Origin of the sequence: Sphingobacterium spiritivorum (assembly GCF_016724845.1) — a bacterium.
Taxonomy (GTDB): domain Bacteria; phylum Bacteroidota; class Bacteroidia; order Sphingobacteriales; family Sphingobacteriaceae; genus Sphingobacterium; species Sphingobacterium spiritivorum_A.
The window spans coordinates 1,002,244-1,024,881 of record NZ_CP068082.1; the positions used below are offsets into that span (position 1 = coordinate 1,002,244).

24 protein-coding genes and 1 tRNA gene are annotated in these 22,638 nt (G+C 36.4%); 14 read left to right on the plus strand and 11 right to left on the minus strand.

Annotation, left to right across the window (positions count from 1 at the left end; translation table 11 throughout):
- The first annotated feature begins 6 nt into the window (after positions 1-6).
- The 3 genes from I6J03_RS04155 to I6J03_RS04165 all read left to right on the plus strand — a co-directional run bounded on the left by I6J03_RS04155 (position 7) and on the right by I6J03_RS04165 (position 1,582).
- Positions 7-456, plus strand: a complete 450-nt coding sequence (locus I6J03_RS04155; RefSeq protein WP_003009994.1) for a DUF3872 domain-containing protein — start codon at positions 7-9, stop codon at positions 454-456.
- Between the two features lie 115 nt (positions 457-571).
- Positions 572-856, plus strand: a complete 285-nt coding sequence (locus I6J03_RS04160; protein ID WP_003009993.1) for a hypothetical protein — start codon at positions 572-574, stop codon at positions 854-856.
- Positions 857-1,189: 333 nt separating this feature from the next.
- The gene (locus I6J03_RS04165) at positions 1,190-1,582 is read left to right on the plus strand and encodes a response regulator transcription factor (protein ID WP_039990344.1); all 393 of its coding nucleotides are present in this window, start codon (positions 1,190-1,192) and stop codon (positions 1,580-1,582) included.
- Positions 1,583-1,644: 62 nt separating this feature from the next.
- Here the strand turns inward: I6J03_RS04165 and I6J03_RS04170 are convergent, their stop codons facing one another.
- The 7 genes from I6J03_RS04170 to I6J03_RS04200 all read right to left on the minus strand — a co-directional run bounded on the left by I6J03_RS04170 (position 1,645) and on the right by I6J03_RS04200 (position 10,159).
- Entirely contained in the window at positions 1,645-3,465 is a 1,821-nt protein-coding gene (locus tag I6J03_RS04170; RefSeq protein ID WP_201694159.1) for a UvrD-helicase domain-containing protein, read from the minus strand.
- Positions 3,465-5,435 carry an ATP-dependent nuclease gene (locus I6J03_RS04175; RefSeq protein WP_003009983.1) on the minus strand — a complete coding sequence of 657 codons (1,971 nt, stop codon included), beginning with the start codon at positions 5,433-5,435 and terminating at the stop codon, positions 3,465-3,467. The genes I6J03_RS04170 and I6J03_RS04175 overlap by 1 nt, the downstream gene beginning before the upstream one ends.
- 462 nt (positions 5,436-5,897) lie before the next feature.
- Positions 5,898-6,374 carry a DUF1281 family ferredoxin-like fold protein gene (locus I6J03_RS04180; protein WP_003009982.1) on the minus strand — a complete coding sequence of 159 codons (477 nt, stop codon included), beginning with the start codon at positions 6,372-6,374 and terminating at the stop codon, positions 5,898-5,900.
- A gap of 52 nt (positions 6,375-6,426) precedes the next feature.
- Positions 6,427-7,500 (minus strand): DUF932 domain-containing protein, encoded by a 1,074-nt coding sequence (locus tag I6J03_RS04185; RefSeq protein WP_003009980.1) that lies wholly within the window; start codon positions 7,498-7,500, stop codon positions 6,427-6,429.
- 43 nt (positions 7,501-7,543) lie between these two features.
- On the minus strand, positions 7,544-7,933 hold the full coding sequence (locus I6J03_RS04190) for a single-stranded DNA-binding protein (RefSeq protein WP_003009978.1): 390 nt from the start codon (positions 7,931-7,933) through the stop codon (positions 7,544-7,546).
- A gap of 529 nt (positions 7,934-8,462) precedes the next feature.
- A complete protein-coding gene (locus tag I6J03_RS04195; RefSeq protein WP_003009976.1) occupies positions 8,463-8,741 on the minus strand; it encodes a helix-turn-helix domain-containing protein in 279 nt (92 codons plus the stop codon).
- A gap of 173 nt (positions 8,742-8,914) precedes the next feature.
- Positions 8,915-10,159 carry a site-specific integrase gene (locus tag I6J03_RS04200; protein WP_039990341.1) on the minus strand — a complete coding sequence of 415 codons (1,245 nt, stop codon included), beginning with the start codon at positions 10,157-10,159 and terminating at the stop codon, positions 8,915-8,917.
- Positions 10,160-10,619: 460 nt separating this feature from the next.
- Here I6J03_RS04200 and I6J03_RS04205 point away from each other — a divergent pair, with 460 nt between their 5' ends.
- The 8 genes from I6J03_RS04205 (at position 10,620) to I6J03_RS04240 (ending at position 17,488) form a co-directional block, all read left to right on the plus strand.
- The gene (locus I6J03_RS04205; RefSeq protein ID WP_003013274.1) at positions 10,620-11,951 is read left to right on the plus strand and encodes a site-specific integrase; all 1,332 of its coding nucleotides are present in this window, start codon (positions 10,620-10,622) and stop codon (positions 11,949-11,951) included.
- Positions 11,952-11,955: 4 nt separating this feature from the next.
- On the plus strand, positions 11,956-12,957 hold the full coding sequence (locus I6J03_RS04210; protein WP_003013276.1) for a coiled-coil domain-containing protein: 1,002 nt from the start codon (positions 11,956-11,958) through the stop codon (positions 12,955-12,957).
- 157 nt (positions 12,958-13,114) lie between these two features.
- Entirely contained in the window at positions 13,115-13,414 is a 300-nt protein-coding gene (locus I6J03_RS04215) for a helix-turn-helix domain-containing protein (RefSeq protein ID WP_003013280.1), read from the plus strand.
- 83 nt (positions 13,415-13,497) lie between these two features.
- Positions 13,498-14,460, plus strand: coding sequence for an AAA family ATPase (locus I6J03_RS04220; RefSeq protein ID WP_224200403.1), 963 nt, complete (start codon positions 13,498-13,500; stop codon positions 14,458-14,460).
- A 142-nt stretch (positions 14,461-14,602) separates the two neighbouring features.
- Positions 14,603-15,484, plus strand: coding sequence for a toprim domain-containing protein (locus tag I6J03_RS04225; protein ID WP_003013284.1), 882 nt, complete (start codon positions 14,603-14,605; stop codon positions 15,482-15,484).
- A 70-nt stretch (positions 15,485-15,554) separates the two neighbouring features.
- A complete protein-coding gene (locus I6J03_RS04230; RefSeq protein ID WP_003013287.1) occupies positions 15,555-15,917 on the plus strand; it encodes a plasmid mobilization protein in 363 nt (120 codons plus the stop codon).
- Entirely contained in the window at positions 15,898-16,809 is a 912-nt protein-coding gene (locus I6J03_RS04235; RefSeq protein ID WP_003013289.1) for a relaxase/mobilization nuclease domain-containing protein, read from the plus strand. Before I6J03_RS04230 ends, I6J03_RS04235 begins: the two co-directional genes overlap by 20 nt.
- A 4-nt stretch (positions 16,810-16,813) precedes the next feature.
- Entirely contained in the window at positions 16,814-17,488 is a 675-nt protein-coding gene (locus I6J03_RS04240) for a hypothetical protein (RefSeq protein WP_003013290.1), read from the plus strand.
- A gap of 369 nt (positions 17,489-17,857) precedes the next feature.
- On the opposite strand, the gene I6J03_RS04245 is transcribed toward I6J03_RS04240, so the two are convergent.
- Together I6J03_RS04245 and I6J03_RS04250 are read right to left on the minus strand one after the other, a co-directional pair.
- Complete coding sequence (locus I6J03_RS04245; RefSeq protein ID WP_003013292.1) at positions 17,858-18,313, minus strand: GNAT family N-acetyltransferase; 456 nt, start codon at positions 18,311-18,313, stop codon at positions 17,858-17,860.
- A gap of 189 nt (positions 18,314-18,502) precedes the next feature.
- The gene (locus I6J03_RS04250; protein ID WP_003013318.1) at positions 18,503-19,366 is read right to left on the minus strand and encodes an aminoglycoside 6-adenylyltransferase AadS; all 864 of its coding nucleotides are present in this window, start codon (positions 19,364-19,366) and stop codon (positions 18,503-18,505) included.
- 361 nt (positions 19,367-19,727) lie between these two features.
- Between I6J03_RS04250 and I6J03_RS04255 the strand changes: the two genes are divergently transcribed.
- On the plus strand, positions 19,728-20,567 hold the full coding sequence (locus I6J03_RS04255) for a tyrosine-type recombinase/integrase (protein WP_039990626.1): 840 nt from the start codon (positions 19,728-19,730) through the stop codon (positions 20,565-20,567).
- Positions 20,568-20,749: 182 nt separating this feature from the next.
- On the opposite strand, the gene I6J03_RS04260 is transcribed toward I6J03_RS04255, so the two are convergent.
- Positions 20,750-20,823, minus strand: a tRNA-Pro gene (locus tag I6J03_RS04260).
- Between the two features lie 175 nt (positions 20,824-20,998).
- Here I6J03_RS04260 and I6J03_RS04265 point away from each other — a divergent pair.
- Both I6J03_RS04265 and I6J03_RS04270 read left to right on the plus strand, forming a co-directional pair.
- On the plus strand, positions 20,999-21,469 hold the full coding sequence (locus I6J03_RS04265) for a thioredoxin,-like protein (protein WP_201694160.1): 471 nt from the start codon (positions 20,999-21,001) through the stop codon (positions 21,467-21,469).
- A 17-nt stretch (positions 21,470-21,486) separates the two neighbouring features.
- Entirely contained in the window at positions 21,487-21,945 is a 459-nt protein-coding gene (locus I6J03_RS04270; protein ID WP_003012562.1) for a DUF1801 domain-containing protein, read from the plus strand.
- Between the two features lie 6 nt (positions 21,946-21,951).
- Here I6J03_RS04270 and I6J03_RS04275 read toward each other — a convergent pair whose 3' ends face one another.
- Positions 21,952-22,524 carry a helix-turn-helix domain-containing protein gene (locus tag I6J03_RS04275; protein ID WP_201694161.1) on the minus strand — a complete coding sequence of 191 codons (573 nt, stop codon included), beginning with the start codon at positions 22,522-22,524 and terminating at the stop codon, positions 21,952-21,954.
- Between the last annotated feature and the right edge of the window lie 114 nt (positions 22,525-22,638).

Consider the following 22,638-nt stretch of genomic DNA (forward strand, 5'->3'; position numbering starts at 1 on the left):
GAAATAATGATAGCAATATTTAATAAATTAAGAACAGGGCTACTGCCATTATATGTATTTCTGGTAATCCTGACAGCTTCGATTTCTTTGGTATCTTGTAGCAAAGATGATGAGTTGGAAATAAAGAATAATTTTCCTTTTGAGGTTAATGTAATGCCAGTACCCAAAGACGTTGCCAAGGGACAGAAAGTAGAAATTCGAATTACTATACAGCGTACAGGTAATTACACCAATACACAGTATTTTCTTCGATACTTCCAGTTTGACGGTACAGGAACGTTACAGTATTACGATGAACCTCCATATCAACCGAACGATTTGTACCAGTTACCAACGGAGCAACTCCGCTTGTATTATACCTCAACATCTGCAGTATCACAATCTTTTGACGTTTGGATTTCGGACAGTTTTGGAAATGAAAAGCAAGTGAGTTTTCAGTTTAATAGTAGGGATTAAGAAGGAAATATCAGTAAATAAAAACTGACTTTAAAAGTCGGTTTTTACCTTTTAACTTTCCTAATGACTGGATTTTGGTTATTTTTATCAAAGTGACTAATTAAAAGTGTAGCTCATGGATATTCCTACATTGATTATGGGCATTATTGCCCTGGTACTAGGCATTGGACTTATCTATTGGATAAGCCGTAGAAAATTTTACAGACGCAACGCAATGGGTGAAGAAGGATTTTCGAGTTTTGAATCCTCGGTATTTATTCGCTTTATAGAAAGTGTAGGAAAATGGATTGCTTATGCTTTAGTTATTATTGGGTCATTAGGAATCTGGGCTTCTACTAAAGGAGATAAACATAAACAGGATTATCATAGAATGCAGAAGATAGAACAATCTCGAAAATAGAGTTTTGTTCTTGAATAAGCCTTGAATGAAAATCGGATAGTCAAACTGGCTATCCGATTTTTTTATAAAGAATATACCGTCCTATCAAAACGACTTTAGTATATTTGCTATAGTAAAATATAGAAAATCTTAAAGTGTTTTTGCTTTAAGTCTTGGTACTGAAAACTGGTAATTTTTAAGACAACAAGACGATAAGGAAGAACGCTCACGCTATAGGCGTGGGCGCTCGCTTATTCGTTGTCGGGTATACCAGTGCCTCAGTATCGGTAAGTTGTAGTTGCCTGCGCTTCTTTTTTTGTGCAGGAACTCCATAAACTTAAATTTGATATTGATATGGAAACCGATACAAAACTCAACAAAATCCCCCTTGCATTTATCAATGATAAAAGTCCGGTTTTAGATGTAATCTGCAACGATCTTATTGCTTCAGGCTTTGAAATCATATTCCGATGTGAAACAATCGAAGATGGATTATCTCAGTTATCTAACTTGGAAGAATTTCCGAAATCTTGTATCATCGACCTTGATTTCTACGACAAAAATGTGCTGGTACAACTTCAAGAATTAAGAGCACAATACCCAACCATTAAGCTAATCGCCCATAGTGATATTGATGACGAGAAAATAGGTAAAGCTCTTTTAGATATTGGTTTTTCTTGTTGTTTACTGGTTGGTAGCGATGTGAATGATTTTAGAAGAGCCATTGACAAGACTGTCAATGGCTAGAATATACTCGTTATTTGGAAATTTGGATTTACATAGTATGAAATAATACAACTTGATTATATTTAATTTAATTCATCTTGTGTAATTATTATAATTTTATCTCCAAATTTCTCTTTTAGCTCATCATCAGTTATTGAATCAGGAAAGGCCATTGCTAATAGATATTTTGGTCTGGATAGGGCCACATATATTAATCTCTTCGTTTCATCAGGAAAAATATTTCCATTGTTTGATATATTTTCAAATAAGATATTATCCTTATGCTTTCTTTCATTGAAGAAAACAAGAATTGAATCCAAGGTTTGACCTTTGACTTGGTGTATTGTTGTAATGGGAATATTAAAAGCAGAAAAAGACTTCTTGAAATGCTGGCTTACGGTTTCCAACAAAGTAGTTTTTTCGAAATATTTTGATTTTCTATTTCGTAAACTAAAGTCAACGTCATAATTAAGTTTCAATCTGTTTTTTAGGAAAAGCTGAGTTTCTGTTGTCCAGTCTTGTACAGTTTTGTTAAAATCAGGTAATTCATCTAAAAGGGTGATCATTGAAGAATTAAAATGAGGATCAACACTCTTTTCTTTTTCAACTTCCTTAAGTGTATGATAATCAAATGTGCCCGCATAAATAAGCTGAATGCTTATTGCTCGTATTTCTTTTATTGCATTTTTAATATCACCACTGATATACAGGTTTTTAGCATAAATAATATCTTTGGGTAGCTCTATTCCCCACGGTCTCTGCTCTAGTTTTTTTCCCAACAACGAATCTTTTAATGAATTCCCCCTAACTACAATACAACTATTAAGGTGTTTCTTTGTTGCGCAATAATCGTCATAATGTTTAATTATTAATTGGTGATTAGTGCTTGAATATTTGTACACCAAAACAGAGTTATTTTGCTCTTCACAATCGACACTATTAATTGCTGAGTCCTCTGAACGTCTAACTTTAGAAAAAACATCAATGATACTTTGAGGTGAACGTCTATTGTCTGTCAAGTCATACGATTGCCACGTTTGATCGCTTTCATATTTTCTTAAGAATTCATCAGGTTTTGCATCTCTCCATTCATACAGACTTTGATAAGGGTCTCCAATTAATTCAATATTTTTTAGCCCCTGCTTTACCAATTCCTCAAATATGGCGTGCTGTATTAAAGAATTGTCCTGCGCCTCATCAATTATAATAAAAGGGAATCTTAAACTAAGCCACTGGCAAATTTTCGGGTTATTTCTTAATAAATGAAGTGCAATATATGCGGAGTCTCCAGTTGATATAAGCCCTTTTGTAAATTGTCTATTTTTAATTAGCTGGCAATACTTATTAAAATTCTCTCTATCTACTTTATCAGTAGATGGTTGATTACCATTTATTGAAAAAGTACCATCAGGCTCAATTCTTATTTCGCTTGGAGGATATAAATGAAAAATACTGCGATTATTTTTTGCTTTATATTCTGCGTTATTCAATGGTCGTAATAAACCATCTAGTGTCTTTCCGTTTTTTACGTAGGTCGTTTTCCACATATCATCTAAGATATTTGTATGATCAAGTATCTTTGGTCTATTGAAATCACGATTAAGCAAATTATAAAAAGGAAGCGTAATAAATTTATTTATAAAACTATCAATGGTTGATACATGGTTAGGAAACTGAAGTGATTTACCGCTTAGCTTTCTATATGCTTCATTAATTTCGTCTTTAGCAGAATTAGTGAACGATAAACAAGCTACACCAGAATGACCTCCGATTTCTTTTGAAGTTTCTAAATTTAAAATCTTCTTCGCAATAGTTGTTGTTTTTCCACTACCTGGACAGGCATTCAGAATAACTTTTCCCCTAGCTTGTAGATAAGCTAATCTTTCCTCATTTTCAAAATACATTATAATCCGTTTTTTAAATGAGTTAATGCATTTAATATATACTTTGGAACCATAAATGATGCTTTTGCATTCTCCAAATTATCCAGCAAATGAATTGAAAAGTCCTGTGCAAATTCAGCTTTAGTGGGGAAAGTTTTCCATAGGAGAATGGCAACTTTCCTTCTTTGCTCATCTGTCATTAAGTCTGTTGCAAATGTCGCCATATAAGTAACAATTTCACTGATTTTAGCACCCTCTACAACGTCTAAATATTGTACTAAAAAGTTATTTTTAAAATTCCTCCTATCATCATTTATGTTATGCAATGCAATTTCGTATTCTAATGTTTTGAATGACTCAAAGATTTTAATGTTATCTGCATTATTTTTTACAGAATTCAAGTTTTTTATTCTCGATACTGCGTTGCCTTTTTGAATAGAATCATCTAACAGATCAAGAACAGTGTAATCATTTATTAAACTATCAAAACTGTATTCAGATTTTTTCGAATCTGTAAATCTATCATCATCGGTGATGATAGAAATAGGTTTGTTAATTCTCTCTAATAGATTTGAATTATTAAAAAGATACAGGAATGGATAGAAAGATGTTCCTTTTACGTTAACAATTTCGGTTCTATAATCTTCCAATTTATAGTCTTCCAAAAGAGTAAACGCTGAGATCAATAGTTCTTCTGAAATTCCTTCAATGAACAAAATTGATTTTGCAAATAAAAGTTGAGATTTCGTCACATCTATATATCTCTGAAGCTTCTTCATCCTATTTTCCAAATCAGGATCTAACAATTCCTTATTTTTGGTGGTATCCTCGATTAATTTTTCAGACTCTCTATTTTGAAATTGTTTATCAAGTTTTGTTGCTTTGCCACAATCCAAGAGAATAAGATTCTTTAGTGGGACTTTTGAAGTTAAAGTCGGCGAATGAGTAGTTATAAATAGCTGACTATTTTCGGTAGCATTTGCATTGTTGAGAAAGTTATAAAGGCTTAATTGCAATTGGGGATGCAGATGAGATTCAGGCTCTTCAATTAATAAGGCGAAATGGGGAAGACCATTATCTTCAATTTGCTCTTTTATATCACCAAGAACTACTGCTATGTATATCAGATTGTTTAAACCTAAACTATTTTGCCATAAATGAAATCCTTCATCCTTTAGTGTTGATCTATCATGTGGAAGATAGGGTTTAATAGCATTAACAATATATTCAGTTTTTGCTTCTTCAATTCTAACCCCAATTTTATTATCAATGACTTTCTTAAAAATACTTTCGAGATTTGTATTCACCCCATCTCTCGTATTTTTCACCTCATCACGACTCAACAGTTGAGAATTAGCATCTTTAATAATTTGTTCAATTTCAGACTCAGACTTTTCTCTCTTTACAAATCGCCTTATAACTTTTCCAAGAATATTATTCCGAGTGCTCAGTAGATCTTTAGTACTATCTCTCAATGCTCCTAGATAGTAATGTTGGAAAAGCTCAAATGTTTTATAATCGGCTTTTTGTCCGTCAATATTTCCTGTATTGTATGAGAAGTTCGGATATTTTCCATCTTTCTCCTCGTAAGAAATCGAGACTTTAGCATAATCTTCTTCGATTTTATTAGGATCGATCACCATATATTCATAAAAAGCTCCTTTTTGTGCTGTAGATAGTCCTTTGAAAATATACGTTATAGTAATTAGTGAAGACTTCTGAATAGTCTTAATTCCATCGTTCTCTACTGTCTTTTGATGAAAATCATCCGACGAAACAGAAATCTCTCTGATTGGCTCTCCAATATTATATAACAGTCGTATAGCGTCTATTATTGCTGATTTTCCACATCCATTTTCACCAATAATTATATTTAATTTGGGATCAAATTCTGTTTCTATTGCTTCGATTCCTTTATAATTCTCAACTTTTATATATGCTAAATACATTTCGATATTTTGGTTTAAAATTAATTTGAGCTTAGTATTCATCAAATCAAATAAAAAACAACTAAATACTTTTAAGCCTTTTGCTAAATTAAGGAAAAAATAGTGTGCTGAGATAGAGTATTCGTAATAACATTATTAACCAAGCGATGTTCTTTTGCTTCTTTTCTTTGGTCGCAGTCAGAAAAGAAGTTCTCCAAAACAACAAAAGAGATAAAGAATATCCCTCGCAAAAATATCGCAACCTGTTTGATAAAATGACGAAGTAAACATTTTCATCAAAGTGGTTGCACTATATTTAGTAAAAAACGTTTTTGACCATCGGAAGAAATTGTTTTTTGCTTTAAAGTTCCAATTCAATTTACGGATTCTCAAATCCGTCAAAATATTTTGCAGGCTGTTTGCCGGATGCGTAGCATTTTGGCAAAGTGGTTGCTCCGATTTAAAAGCGAAAAGACGGTTCCGACCAATGGAAGGATTCGTCTTTTCGCCGCCAGCCCTAAAGCATTAGGGCTGGCGAATTTTTCTTTCCAATAAGGTTTCTAATATCTCCCAATCACTTTCATAACTTTCGCCTTCAAAAGAATAGGTATCAGTTTCTTCATCAAACTCGTACTGTTCAAAATCCTCATCTTCCAAATAAGCATCTGTGAGAAGCTTGTCAGAAAATGTTGCCCTGCCATATACAAGATTGCTTATTTCCTCATAGTCCTGTACAAAATCTACTTGGTAGTATTCTGCTATCTTTTGGACTATTTCAATATTAGGCGACCATTTTGTTTCATATTGAAATACGCCTTCATCACCCTCATTCCAATAGATATTGAAGAAATACCCACCATTATCTTCGGAAATAAAGTCAGGTAATTGTCCCTGTCCGCTTTCATCTTCCTTATTTTTCATCGTTCGAAAAACCTCCTGTATTGTTGTGATTGCTTCGGATTCTCCATCAAAAACAACCGTATTACTGCACCAATTTGCCATAATGATTTGTTTTATTAGGCTACCACCGATTAAGGCGGTAGCCTGTGGTTATTTAATTAAGGTTTAAGATTTCCGCACCGTCTAAAGCAAAGGCGGTACACAATTCAAATGCTTTTTGTGATTTCAGTTGAGCCGTTCCGCCCATTACGATACTCTGTAATTTAGCTTCGCCATCTTTGTAATTTCTTACGTTTTGATAGTAGCCTGTAACAGCATTATATGCTCCGAACAATGTACCTTTGGTCGTGTCCATTTGTTGGGTATCGCTCATCATCGCATAGCCAAAAGCATCATCTACCACGTTTTTAAAGACGGTAGAAACTTCATCTTCCGCACCTTTCTTCAATAGGTCAAGGGTTTCTTTGTTCGGGCAAAGTGCTAATTGGATTAGTTTTTTTACTTCTCGGTCTGATACTTTAACCTTAGTCCACTCGTTGAAAATGTTTTCTAATTGATTACTCAACGTATTGGCAAGTCCCATAATCTTGTGAGCATTCTCGATACGTTGTTTTGCTCCCGAAGTGTGTTTGATACGGACTACGTTGGTCATATTACGTAAAGAAGCGTTTAGGGTGTTTTGGCATACGATACGAATAGGCGTAAAAGCGGCTGTAATACTTCCGCTACCATCGTGCGAAGTAGTTAGGAAAATGTACTTTTCTGTTACATCATCGCCATTGCCTACACGGATATAGTCGGGCAATTTGGCTGTGATAAAAATGCGCTCTCCGTTGCCCAATGCTCCTGCGGTTTCGTACAGAATACCATCGCCACCGCCTACAATAGCATCAAAGAAATTGAAGGCTTCACGGTTTTGTACAATGTGGTAATCTTTACCGACCACGCCCAATACTGCATTGTTATCGGTGCGAATGTTGGCGAAATAGTTAGGTACTTCCAATTCGGAACTGCCTATCTCGATACCGTTTACGCTTTCGATAATGCCCGAACCTTTGGTAAACAGTGGGGATTTTACGACTTCATAGTCTAATCCTGCGTGTCGGATAGCTTCCTCACTTGTTGGGTAGTGCTCCACGATTTGCCCTAAACCGTGCCACGCTTTTTGCTTAACGCTAAAAAATGAATAACGTCCTGTTCTCTCGTTGAAATTGATATTATGTGCCATAATGCTAAAATTTTGATGTTAAAAAGTGATTGAATGTTACTTGTTAGAATGGTAAATCTTCTGTTTCCTGCGATGTAAATACGTTACTTTTAGATTGTGCAGTAGCTTGTACGGTGTCCGTTCTCTTACTACCTCCGAACAGTTTGATGTTTGAAGTATGGAAATTCAGCCCTGCTCTTGGTTCTCCGTCTTTACTTACCCACGCTCTTGGGCTTACTCGCCCTGTAAGTTCTACCAATGTGCCTTTGGTCAGTAGTGTTGCTATCTTTGCAGAAATCCAGTAGGCACAATCGAAATAGGTGGTTTGCTCAATTCGTTCGCCCTGCTTGTTTCGGTAGCTGTCGTTGATGGCTACTGAAAAGTTTACCACTTGTTTGCCCTGTGACGTTGTGCGTACTTCCGCATCTCTCGTCAATCTTCCGATAATGTTCATAATCGTCCTTTTTAAAAATTATTATTCTGTTACGCTCTCTTTGTCGGTTCTTCGCTGTGTGGCTCGCCTTGCTTCGCCTTTCATAAATTTTTCCAAAAGAAAAACCGGAAAAAAGAAAGCAGACTATCAGGGCGGTCAATAGGAAAAGCCAAAAGGAAACGGAATAATTGGAGGGTACCTTTAGGGAGGAAACCGTTTATGCCGTAGTCTTTTGGCTGGACTGGAGCGATGGATGACCGCCATATATTGGCTGTCTTTTTACCGGTTGATTATGGAAATATTCTGTTCTAATTTTTTTAAAAATGGATTATAGATTGGGCTATGAAAGCCCACAATAGGGAATCGAAAAATATAATGAAGTGTGTGGTGTAGGGCTATGTTTTTCGATTTTCTATTTCAAAAAGTAGCCAAAAGCTCTTTTACTGCACAGCGTGGGCGATGAAAGTAAATGTGCTTGGGCTATAAAAAAATGGACAAAAAAAAAGCAGAACCGTTAGAGTTCTGCTTCTAAAATTTCATAAAGCTATAGTTAGCTATCATCATTTTTTCCGTTCATCAATTTTTGGATATCATGGTATCGGTAGTACATCAATCCTCCGATTTTTGTATAAGCTAACGTTCCATTTATTCTTAAATTTTGTAAAGTGCCTGGTGAAATCCCTAATAATTTCCTGACTTCATAGCTCTTTAGCCATTCTTTAGGTTCTGGTTCTGCACCTCTTAAACGCCCTCTGTATTTTCTTATTTCCTCAAAAAGCTCCTTTTTAAAGTTTTCAAAATCCTCTTTAGTAATCAGTTCTACTTTCATATGCCATCTCTTTTAATTTATCTCACTTCAATTCGGCAGTAATAAAAAATAATCTGATCACTACCATATCGAAGCAAATGAACTAAAAGAACAGCACAGTGCCTTCCGAATGGAACTTAATGGCTTCCTTTGGCTTTCAAAGGCACCATATAAGGTTAATCTAAATTAAAGCATTATCCTGATTGCTTAGTTGAGACCATTCTCAAACGAAGATTATTCATGTCTTCGCTCAATTTATGCTCAAGTACCTTAGCATAGATTTGTGTTGTTCTTATTGAGGTATGTCCGAGCATTTTGCTTACAGATTCAATAGGAACACCGTTACTCAATGTAACCGTTGTAGCAAATGTATGTCTAGCCAAATGAAATGTCAGGTTTTTGCTAATGCCACAGATATCGGCAATCTCTTTGAGATAACCATTCATACGTTGATTGGATATTACAGGAAAAATGGTGCCGCTTGCTTTTGCTACAGGATGCTCTTTATAGTTCTTAATAATAGTAGAAGCCTGATAGAGCAAAGGAACTTTTACAAGGGTATCCGTTTTTTGGCGTTTGGTCATAAGCCAGTCCTTGCCATCAATTCCCTTCATAATATTTTCTCGACTAAGATTAGAAATATCAATATAAGCAAGTCCGGTATAACAACTGAACAAAAACATATCCAATACAGATTGCAGACGTTCTATAGAAAAGGTCTTGTTTTCAAGTATTTCCAGCTCTTCTTTTGATAGATGTCCTCGTTCTACCTTTTCAAACCGAAGTTTATATTTGGCAAATGGATCCCTCTCCAACCAATCCATTGTAATGGCTAAATTAATCATCTTTCGCAAGCGCTCCATGTGCTTCATGATACCGTTATTATTTAACGGTTTATGGTGATCTATGGGTTTATAATTCGTAAGAAACGATTCAAAATCTAGAATAAACCGAAAATTCAACTCGTCCAGTAGCAAGTCATTCTTTTTATAACTTTCCTTTAAGAATTTCTTGATATATGATTCCGTTGTATGGTAGTTTTTTATTGTTCCAGCAGCTAGTTTATGTTCCGATACCTGTTTATGATAGGTAATCAGCTTCAAAATTGTTATTCTCTCTTCTATATCTTCTCCAAGATACAAGGCTTTTACGGCTTCAATACTTACAGGTTTACTCTGTTGTATGAGCTGATTGTAACAATCAAAAATCAATGACCGCACTTGCTCCATATGGCTGTTCAGCTTTACAATTTCTTCTCGCTTTCCTTTTGCTCTACCTTTTCCCTCATTCCAGTTTTTGATGGAAATCTTGCTCTTTAATGATATTTCGGTTCGGCGACCGTTTACGGTGATCCTTGCATAAACTGTTCCCATTTCATCAATTTTGTTTTTGGGCAACCGTAATACGAATTGAATCCCAAAGGTGTTTCTACTCTTCATATCCATTTATTTTATGTTCAACTCATTCATTCTGGAGTAGTTTACTCACCTCAATCATCACATTGAGAACAATAAAAAAGTCAAACAGCCATAAATAGCATCAAAATAAATGAATCAAACAAATGATTTACAGTTATTTACAAGCTATTTGGTGAGTAAATTTAAAACTTAAAAAGACTCACCGTTTTACTCACATTTACATTGATATTCTTTGGGGTTTCTTGATATGAAATAAAACAAAAAACCCGCAAATCCATAGAATTTGCGGGTTTTTGATAACACTTAGTGTTTGTGTTGTCGGGGTGGCAGGATTCGAACCGTTATCATATCTTACTTTTACTTTTCTTATTTTACTCTGATTATTAGGTATTTACAAATTTTATTACCTATCTTTACCTAACCTTACAAAGGTAAAATATGGTAATATTAAGCATTTCTGTCCGAAATATGTCCGAGAAATATGAAAGTGAATTTTTATTTAGATAAGCCCTATAATCCCGATATTTCGCCTGAAAAGGTCAAACAGGAATTGGCAAAGGTTGGAGGGAAAAAGAAGAACCTTGCACAAAAGTTCTGGAATCCATCGCCCACTGCACTGTATCTCTTCTTTTCACCGGATAAATCCTGTAGGATAAAATACAGGACAAACTATAAGATATTGCCCAAAAGTTGGGATTTTGAAAAGGAAAGGCTTAAACCAAGTGCCAGCGGAGCGTTGGAATTCAATGTTGAACTGAACAACCTTGCAAACTGCTGTACAAGGGAAGCAATGCGAAAAAAAGAAACAAACCAGTTTCTTTCCAAAGAGGATTATAAACAGATTGTACAGGACTGTATTGACAGGGACAATGCCGTCAATAGTGAAATATCCATTTCCCACCTGAAAACCCAGTTCCTTTCCTACAAATCCAATTTTGTCAAAGAGGGTACGTTAAAAGAATACCGGACAGTCTTTAAGGGATTGGAGGATTTTGAGAAGCATAAGGGAACAAAACTTATCCTTAGGGAAATGGACGGTAAATTTCTCGATCAGTTTGAGGTATTTCTAAGCAGGAAAAAGAACACGAACGATGGAGATAAAGAGGGCTTGCTGAATGACACCATCCACAAGTACATCTCCACGTTAAAGGTATTCCTAAAGTGGTGCAACGACAATGATTATTTGGTGCATCCCGATGTCTTCAAGACCCAGAAGACAAACTTTAAGAAGAAAGCCTACAATGAGATCATTGCCCTGTCAGAATCCGAAATACAGAAACTGATGAACCATGATCTTTCGGACAGACCCAGTCTGGAAAGGGTACGGGATCTGTTCTGTCTATTGTGCTACACAGGGCAAAGATTTGAGGATCTGATCAACTTTGACCCAAAGGACATAAAAAACAATGCTTGGGACTTCATTTCGGTAAAAGTCAAAAAAAGGGTGATCGTACCTTTTGAGGGGTATATTGCCCCAGCAAAGGATATCTTGGAGCGTATCGGTTACTCCGTGCCCAAGATATCCAACCAGAAGTTCAATGAATATATCAAAACTGTCGGCAAACTGGCAGGAATGGACGAAATCATAAAGATCACAAGGTATTCAGGTAAGCAAAAGCTGGTGATAGAAAAAAGGAAGTACGACTTCCTATCGAGCCATGTCGGCAGAAGATCAATGGTAACGAACCTATTGAGCAGGAACGTACCCATTACACTTGTGCAGAAACTGACCGCACATTCCGACATAAGGACTTTAATGAAATACGAATCGGCAAACACGGATTCGTTAATCGATGCACTGAACAAATTTTAAAATTATGAACAGTAAATATTTCAGAAGAAGAAAACCGTTTGACTTTGATCCGCATCCATTGGACGTGGGCGTCCCTTTTTCCAAGAACGATACGCATGCGGATGTACACTTTCTTATAAAAGTTCAGCGACTTCCAGAGAGTCAACTTGAAGATCTCTTTTTGCGCCACTTCAACTATTACAAAGCTGAATTCAACGATACTGACGGCAGAGAGTTTTTTAAAGAATTATGGCAGACTGTTAATTCCGAGCTAAAAAAGGAAAGAAGCAAATCACAGGAAAAGCTGTCGGCGACACAGAAAAGAAGAAACGACCTTAGAATACAGAAATTCCAGTATTTCATCGAGAATATCCTTCCCAAATATGACCGATGGAATTTCACGGTAAGTCTGTCAAAAAAATATGAGATAGTCAGCGAGCAACTATTGCAAGAAGTAAAGAGCAAAACTCAAATAGAATTCCAGCGGACACAGGAATTGATCGATTCGGCATTTACGAAACTTGCCAATTCATCCAATGCAAGTACAGAATCCAATATAAATACCATAAAAACTATTCTGGAGAACTATCTAGATTCGAACAAAGAGGAACAGGAAGAATTAAAAAAGCAATTCATCCAGAAACAAAATCTCGATCGTTTGCTAGCACAGTATAATACGACATTAAAAGAATTGGATGAATTTAAAGAACAGGTTAAAAAGCTCAAAAAAGAGAAATCCCGATTGAATTCCTTGGATCATCATAAAATCAATATACTGAACGGCGACAAACTTAATCTGATCGCGTTGTTTGATGAATTTATGAAAGCAAAGATAATAATCAACGGAAAAGCAGAAACATTCCTAGGGACTAACGCCCATATAACATGGGCAAAAATCATTTCCAATCATTTTTTGGAACATGATAAGCCAATTCCATTCGGAACAGTAGAGAACTATTTTTGTGACGGTAAACCCACCGACATTGACAATTCAGATCGCAAATTCAAAATTATTCCAATTGAATAGCCAGAAGATAAATCATACCACCCCCTTGCAGAGATGCCGTTCAAAATTCTGAACGGCATTTTTTGTGGTCTTGCTTGCCCAATTTTGTGTCAAGTTAATTAAACGAAGAAAGTGGCCATGACTTCGACATTCTTAAATTGATAAACATGAGCAAAGTATGATTACACTGGATCGAAATGCCCTTAGAGATTGTGTCAAGGATGCAGTTAGGGAAGAACTACAGGTTTTTATTTCAAAGGTTGGTAATATGGACGATCCTCCGCAAAAAAAGCAACCGACAAAACTAATGACCAAAAAGGAAATGGCAAACGAGCTTGATATTTCCCTTGTCAGCCTGACCGAATGGATGAAACAGGGGCGTATTCCCTATAAACGTATGGGAAAGCGCATTTACTTCAACAAAGAAGATGTTATGGCATCCATGACGAACTTCAACCATAACAAAGGAGGTAAATAATGATCTCGTTTAACCAGGACATAGCCACTGCATTGGATAGGGCTATAGTAAAAATAACAGATAAATTTTTAGAACCTCCGATCATGATAACAATCAGCAATTCCGATTCCGTTATCGGTACATTAGGAAATTTCAGCGCATCCACCGGAAAGGCCAAGAGTAGGAAAACATTCAATGTGATTTCATTGGTCGCTGCTGCATTGAGCGGAAAACAGATATTACAGTATAAGGTCAAAGTTCCCATAAACCGTCCATTGGTACTGTACTGCGATACGGAGCAGAGCAGATTCCATTGCCACAGGTTGATTTCAAGGGTTTACAAACTCATAAATTACCCGACAACGGAAGTCCATGAAAACCTAAAATTTATATCCCTGAGGGAATACCCCACTAAAGAGCGCATAAGTATCATCGAATATGCCCTGTCCAAATATGCGGGCAAAATATGTCTGGTCATCATAGACGGGATCAGGGATCTTGTTTACGACATCAATAATGCTACGGAAGCGACCGAAATTACCGGCAAGCTGATGAAATGGTCACAGGAGCTGAATATACACATCCATACCGTACTGCACCTAAACAAGGGTGATGACAACACCAGAGGGCATTTGGGGACAGAATTGAACAATAAGGCTGAATCCATATTACAGGTCACCAAAAGCGATCTGGATACAAACTACAGCACCGTGGCGCCAAAGTTCATCAGGGATATCGAGTTTGAGCCATTTACCTTTTTTATCGATGATGGTTTGCCCGTACTGGATGAGAACTTTGACCTGTCAGGTACAGTATCGAGAAAGGGATTCGACTATCAGGAGCTTTCCAAAGAGAACCATCGGGAAGTGTTACAGGAAATGTTCAACGGCAGTGAAATAACCTGCACATATGATGAATATGTTGGCAGATTACGGAATGCGTATCTGGCAAAGGGCTTCAATTTCGGCATCAATAAAGCCAAACAGCTGAAGACATTTCTGGAAAACAAACGGATGGTCATCAAAAACGATAAGACCTACCGGTTCAACCCTGAATTCTATTATTAAAAAACAGGTTTAGTTTAGTCCGCCCCTATATAGTAATAGACTAAACTAAACCTACTTTAAAATTAAGATTATGACATGTGATGAATTAAAGCGCATACCGCTCATATCCATATTAAATTATCTACAGATACCATGCGCAAGGATGAACAGCCGTGAAGCATGGTTTAAAAACCCATTCAATGGAGGAGACGAAAGAACGGCTTCGACAAAGTTGGATATCCATAGGAATATCTGGTACTCGCATTCGGAAGGATTCGGAGGAAATAACATTGACTTCCTGATGAAGTTTTTGGATACGGAAAACCTATCAACTGTTTTAGATTGGGCTGATGAAAGAAAAAATATCTTTTCTTTTCACCAGCAGACCGTATTGGATAAAGTACAGGTCATGCAACAAGAAAATGAACGCGCTTACACCATCCTTTCCGTTGAGCCTCTCGGAAACAAAGCTCTGACAGACTATCTGACCGACGTACGCAAAATAGATATTGAAATTGCCAGAGTATACTGTCAGGAAATCTATTACCGGACGGCAAAAGGACAGACGTACTTTGCCGCAAGTTTTAAGAATGATGCAGGTGGATACGAACTGCGCAACAGCTATGATAAACGCTCCCTATTGACAAAGGGGATCACCACGATCGATAACGGCAACAAAGATGTTGTTTTGTTTGAGGGCTTCACGGATCTGCTATCCTTTATGACGTTAAAAAAGAATGCAGGTAAGCCGTATCTAAATACGAACTTCTGTATCCTGAATACGACCGCCAATCTGCAAAAAGCATATCCATTCTTAGGGCGACATAACGGAATAACAAGCTATCTGGACACAGATAGCAGTGGTTTAAAATCGTACAACAGTTTGCGAAGCCATTTTGAAAAAACGCACACCGTAAAAAATGGAATGGAAGAATTGCAGAGGCAAGACAACAGGATCAAGGATGTCAATGACTATCTGATTTTCACATCATCCAAAGAACAGACCCAAAATATTCAATCGGGAAGAAAACTATCGAATAGGTAGGAAGCAAGGTTGTGTTTTGGTGACCCCAAAACCGATTGGCTCCCGATGGTCACAGCTAAAAAGAAACAAGATGAAAAATAACAAGAAAAAAGGCGGAAGACCCGCACTCGAAAATAAAAAACAGTTCAGGATCAATGTCCGTTTCGATGAAAGCGAACATAACAGAGTTTTGCATAATGCAAAAATTGCAGGTATGAGCAAATCGGAATGGGTACGCAAATCTGCGATCCTACGAAAAATTACACCTAGGTTTACCGAAGAACAATTGAAAGCTTTTAGGGCGATTACTGGGGCTTCGAACAATCTAAATCAGCTAACTAAAAAAGCACACCAGTCTGGACTGATTGAGGTGACACAGGAATGCAAAAATACGATCCATCACATTAACCATTGTATCAATAAACTACTGCACCATGATAGCGAAGATAATTGAGGGCCGATCTTTCGGCGGATGCGTTGGATACGCCCTGAAAAAAGATAGTGAGATTATCCATGTAAATGGATTACGGACGGATTCGGCAAAGACCATCACACAGGACTTTAATTTTCAGCGGATGCTGAATCCAAGATTGGGCAAGGCAGTCGGACACATTATTCTTTCGTGGAATACAGAAGATAAAAACAAGCTGAATAATGACATCATGCTATCCGCAGCTAAGCGTTATTTATCAAAATTAGATATTAGGGATACCCAATGCTTAATGGTGCGCCACCACGACCGCCAACATGATCATATCCATATTATTTTTAATCGGGTAAACGATCATGGCAAAACTATCTCCAATAGCAATCAGCGGTATAAGAGCTTTAAAGCTTGTAAAGAATTAAATGCATTATATGGCTTTAAGCAGTCCGAAGGAAAACGAAATGTCAACAGAGGTAGACTGAAAGGTAATGATCTAACGAAATACCAAATTTACGACACCGTCAAGGCAGGCATACGACACAGTAAAAACTGGAAGGAACTACAAAATTATATCCGTTACAGAGGTGTGGAAATGCAGTTTAAATATAGATTGGGGTCGGATGAGGTTCAAGGTATTTCGTTCATCAAAGATGAACAGACATTTCGGGGTTCTGCCATAGACCGCTCATTGAGCTTCGGACAGATCGACAAGGCTTTAAATAGCATAGATAATTCTATTGAACTAAATCAAATTACTGGAAGCTATGTTTCGAAGGATCATTCTATAGACAGAAATATCGGAGAAACACTTGGTCACATAACATCAGCTTTATTTTCGAACCCCGAAATTACACCAGAGCAAGATGATCCGTTGATCAAGAAAAGAAAAAAGAAAGAGAATTACGGACTAAAACGTTAATACCATGAACACAGAATTAGAAAATATACAGCAACAGGTAAGCGCATTGCAGGAAAACACAGACTTGATCACGCAGGATATTGTACGAATAATGCCTACAATTGTCTCCCTACTTTCTGAAAATGAAAAGAAAATGCAGGAATTTCATGAAATGCGAGCAAAGGATCAGGAACTACTACAACAGATCAAGCAATTTATTAAAAGAGAAAACGATGTACTATCTAAGATCATTAACGATTATGGGACACTTCAGGATGTAGCTAATGAAATCTCCACAATAACTAGACAGGAATTAGCTGTATTAACAATCAAAGAAAAAGACATTGTTTCAAAGATAGCTGAAATTCCTGATCAGGTCATTGTAAAACATCATTACGGCATTGATCTCAAATCAACACCTCTGATCATTGTTATGATAGCATTATCTACCATTATTTCGCTAGGTCTCGGTGTTCTATACGAGAAGAACAAACAATTAGACGATAGAAAATCGTATGAAATGCGTTACCGAATGATAGAATTGGAGCTACCGCATGTAACATCGCATATCGATTCTACTCATTCTCTTAACCCTAAGAAATTCCATAATTTGGTGATTAAAAGAGAGGAAGAAAATAAACTATTAAACAGTATAGACCAAAAACGTCAGGAGATCAAAAACTTAAACAGTCCTGAATAACGGCTCGGCGACTTGGCGAAGTAGCGAAGCTGTATCGAAGATACAAAAGCGGAGCTATTTAGCCAAGTCGCTTGTTGTAAGCAGTCCGCGAAGCGGCGGCTTACGGCAAGCGACGTAAGTCGCCGAGCCATTGTTAGCAAGGAGCGCAGCGGATTGCTAACAACGTTTTGCAGCTTGCCGCTGGGGCGGGAAAAGAAGCCAAAACTTCGATTTCAGAACCGACCCGAGCAAAAACCATTTTTAAGCTTTAAATTTAATCAAAAAGTTTAATAAATGGTTTTTGCGTACAAAGAAAACCGACCGTTGAATTTTAAACCATAACCGCCCTTGCGGCAAACTGTTTGTTAGCGGTTCGGGCTTTTATTTTGTTTAAACTTCAAATTCATAGACATTTAAAAATCGTCCTTTTATTTTACTCTCTTTTCTTTGGATTATTTTTCCACCCATTTTTCTATAAAAACCGTTAGAATTAGGTTCCGCATAAACTCTTATAATATTCGAGCTGCTTTCTTTAGCTGTTTCTTTGATGAAATCAAAAGTTTTTTTCCCATATTCCTTCCCAATATTTTCAGGTAAAAGCCAAAAGTGGTCTATTTCAATATGTTTTTCCTTATAGACAAGAGAGCAAAAACCTAAAAAATTTTTGCTATCGAATATTTTAAAAACTTTATTTCTTTTAATATAGGAATCTGTTATTGTCAATTCGTTTGTCCATAAATTCATCTGTTCATCTGAATAGTTCCAAATTTTCTTAGACTTAAATGCGGTTTCTGATAAAAGTTCTGAATCGTTTGGTTTGGCTCGTTTAAATTGTAATGTTTTCATTTTTCGGGGATGTTCTCTTGTTCTATATTATAAAGCTATTTTGGCCTGACCGCTAACGTGCCGCGTATTGGCGATGGGCGGGATTTTTAGCACTGAACTTTAATCGAAGAACAGAAGTTGAATTTTGCACTTCCGTTGATACGAAGCCGTTCAGCCCGCCTATTGCCAATACGATGTTGTACAACGTAGTTATGTTTTGGGTTTTAGTCCAGCTAAATATTTTCGTATGTCATTTTCTAATTTATCCGGGTATTTGTACTCTAATTTTTTTGACAATTCAGTTCCTATTTCTGAAACTAAATCAGTCATTGAAAATAGAGCAGTCCAATTTTCCTTTATATCGCTCCCTGAAAATGTTTGTTCTGTTTTAGCCCACATTTCCTGGTTAAGATACTTTTTGAAAAGCCGTCCATATTTATTGGTCGTTATGTTCCAATTGTGTTCACTTGCAATGTGCCATTCAATTAAAGGAATTAAATATTCTGTGCGAATAACGGTTTCCGACATAAATTTCGCATAGAATATTTCATCTCTCACAAGACACTTTGCCACGTAAGTTGTGTCCCACCAAAAATCGTTTATTAGATTTTGAAACTCTTTTTCAGACGGTTTTTTGATAATGGAAATTTGATAAGTTGGTTTCAGCATTTGCTTTGTAATACCATCTTTATCAATTAAAATTTTATAACCAATATCCCAATCTTCTGGTAATTCTTTCTCTTGCGTTTCCTTTATAAATTTTGATTTGCTGTAAAGTTTAAAATCTACTTTCACACCGTCTTCATAAAGTAGCATTTTCATTGCGTGTTTATGGTTAAAACAACTTTCGTCTTCTTCAATCATAGCAATTGGATTTCCGAATTTAAGCGTCCAGCTTTTGTCTGAAATGTAATTTGTATTATCCTCAAAAACAAATTCAATGTCTAAATCACTAAATTCGTCAACAAGTGCTAAAGGATTTACAAGTGAACTTGTCAGAAGAAGAACTCTTACATCTTCGTTTTTCTCCGACCATTCTATAATTGTTCTTAACTTTTCTTCTCTGACTTTCATTTTGTTTGGTTCGGTTTTACTATGTCGTACAATGGCTCGGCGACTTGGCGAAGTAGCGAAGCTGTATCGAAGATACAAAAGCGGAGCTATTTAGCCAAGTCGCTTGTTGTAAGCAGTCCGCGAAGCGGCGGCTTACGGCAAGCGACGTAAGTCGCCGAGCCATTGTTAGCAAGGAGCGCAGCGGATTGCTAACAACATCTGTTTTAACGAAACGAATATACGGAAAATTTCGCTTAACCAACCCTATACGTGTTTCGTTATTTGACTTTTCTTTCTACATAAGATATTGATATATTTGTATTTAAAAAATAAAACCGCACAAATAGCGAAACAAAATATTATAAAATACTATTTCCCTGATATGAATAGCGAAATCATACTTGAAACCTTCGAAAAGAGATTGCTGATGCAGAGATATGCTGGCAATACCATTAGATCGTACAAGGATTACGCTAGTATATTTCTTAAACATGTTAGCAAATATCCCTCCCTTGAAGAAATTCCACTGTCAGATATTGAGGCGTTTATAAACGAAAAAGTTCAAAATGGGAAAATTAGTGTTTCCTATCAAAAAGGATTAGTGGGCGCAATCAAGAAGATGTACGAACTGATATTGGACAAAAAAATCCAACTGGATTACTTATACCCGAAACGATCATTTTCTAAATTACCTAAATTCTTTTCAAAAGAAGAAGTAAGAAATATTCTCGATAACACTCAAAATCTAAAACACAAGGCTATTCTGATGACAATCTATAGTTGTGGACTACGTCTTAGCGAACTGTTGAATCTCAAAATCAAAGACATAAAATCTTCCGATGGAATTATCAGAATCCATCAAAGCAAAGGTAATAAAGATCGGATTGTATCATTACCAGACAAATTGCTGGCGACTTTGAGACATTATTATCAAGCATTCAAGCCAAAGGAGTACCTCTTCGAAGGTGAGAGGGGTGGCAAGTATAGCGAACGAAGTGTACAGTTGATTCTGAAAAAAGCATTGATCAAAGCAAATGTTCAGTCGGAAGGCTCTGTACATACATTGCGACATTCTTATGCCACACATTTAATCCAATCAGGTATCGATATCCGAATTGTAAAAGAGTTATTGGGTCATGAAAATATAAAAACGACTATGATCTACACTCATATCACTGACATAGACAAGCAAAAGACTCCTAGCCCTCTTGATTTTTTATAAGAATAAGATGAACTTTTCACGCTCTATAGAAACAAGCATTATGTTCCAATCATTCTTTAAGAAGGGTTATTCTTCTAGCTTAACTTAACTTTGCTTAGGTTATTGAATAATCAATATTCAGATATAATTTGTCCGAAATGTGTCCGAAAAAAGAAAAAGCCACTGATTATCAGTGGCTTTTGTCGGGGTGGCAGGATTCGAACCTACGACCTCCACATCCCAAATGTGGCGCGATACCGGGCTACGCTACACCCCGAAAAGGTATCACCTTTGTTTTGTGTGGCACAAATATACGGTGATTTTATTGTTTGTCAAACATTATTTTACACCTGAAAGCTAAGTAACTGAATAATTGGGAAATATATTTCAAAAACTTATTTTAAGACTAGATTATCAATCTTAAATTCTATTTTTGATATAAAGTATCGCATATGAATAAAGCCATCTTAACCATCATTTTATGCATTTCAATACTAACCTGCTGTTTTGCCCAGGCAAAAGATGACGGGTTTAGATTTGAGCATACTGAAGTGGTACATGCAATCAAAAATATTCAGATGGCTATTCATGCAAAAGACCGCAATGCCTTAAAAAAACTTACTACCGCAGCGATAAAATGTCAATCATGTACACTGGAAAAAAGGAATATTTACGATCCTACCCGTGTCAAACGAAAGATATTTCTAAATAATCTCATGCAACATCAGATCATCCCTCTGGATGAAACGGAGGAAAACCGGATTTCCATTAAGAAGGATCGCAATTATGAGGCTGATCTTTATGTAACCTTTTATTCCAAAAGCTCACTTACCAACAACAGCAAACCCATCTATCAGCTATTGCTGAAACGGGAGCGGAATATATTCAGGCTTTCGGGAATTAAATTTTTGCAGACTGACTAACTTAAATTTATGAATATATGATTATCAAAGCAGACAATGTGGAAGAGTATATTGAAAATGTGCCCCCAGAGCGCAAAACTCCTATAATCACACTTCGGGAGAATATTCTTAAAAATATACCTGAAGGATTCGAAGAGACCATAAGTTACAATATGATAGGATATGTAGTTCCTCACACCTTGTATCCCGCCGGTTATCATTGCACCCCGAAACTTCCTCTTCCCTTTATGAATATTGCTTCACAAAAGAACTTTATTGCCATATACCATATGGGACTCTATGCTGATTCCGAAATCTATGATTGGTTCAGAGAAGCATACACGTCTCTATACAACACAAAACCGGATATGGGAAAAGGTTGTGTACGATTCAAAAAAATGGACAAAATACCATTTGAAATCATAGGTCAACTTGCCGGTAAAATCAGTGTACAGGAGTGGATCGACATCTATGAAAAATCCTTTGTGCGAAAATAAGAGTATTTATATCTGATCAATGGCCTGACGGGGCAGACGGTCTGCCCTTTTCATTTTAAAATCTGTAGGTGTTTGTCCTGTAATTTTTTTAAACTGCGTGGAAAGATGCTGTACGCTGCTGTAATCAAGCTTATAAGCAATCTCTTTGAGTGAAAGCTCATCATAGAACAGCAATTCTTTGACTCGCTCTATTTTCTGTCTGATAATATATTGTTCGAGAGTGATGCCCTCTACAGAAGAAAACAACGAACTGATGAAAGAATAATCATGGTTCAGTTGGGTAGACAATAAAGTTGACCAGTTAACTTTCAGATCCAGTTCGTCTGTATGATGAATACGGCTTATGACCAAATTTTTGATGCGTTCGATCATCTTGGCTTTATCTGAATCCAATAACTCAAATCCAAAACTACTCAAAAGATTTCCAATCTTCTCCCTGCTTTCCTTATTCAGGTTCTGATCTATTTTCACATACCCCAAACCAACATCAGCAGTTTCGTAACCTATTTTTTTTAGTTCTCCTTTGACTACATGTATGCATCGGTCACACACCATGTTTTTAATGTTGAGTTCAGTCATTTATTCTCCCTTTGGTTTAAAACAAATATAATAAATTATCCATATCTAATATATGTTGAGAAGAAAGACATTTTTAAAGTACATTATTCTTTAATGAATATTAGTTTTGAATAC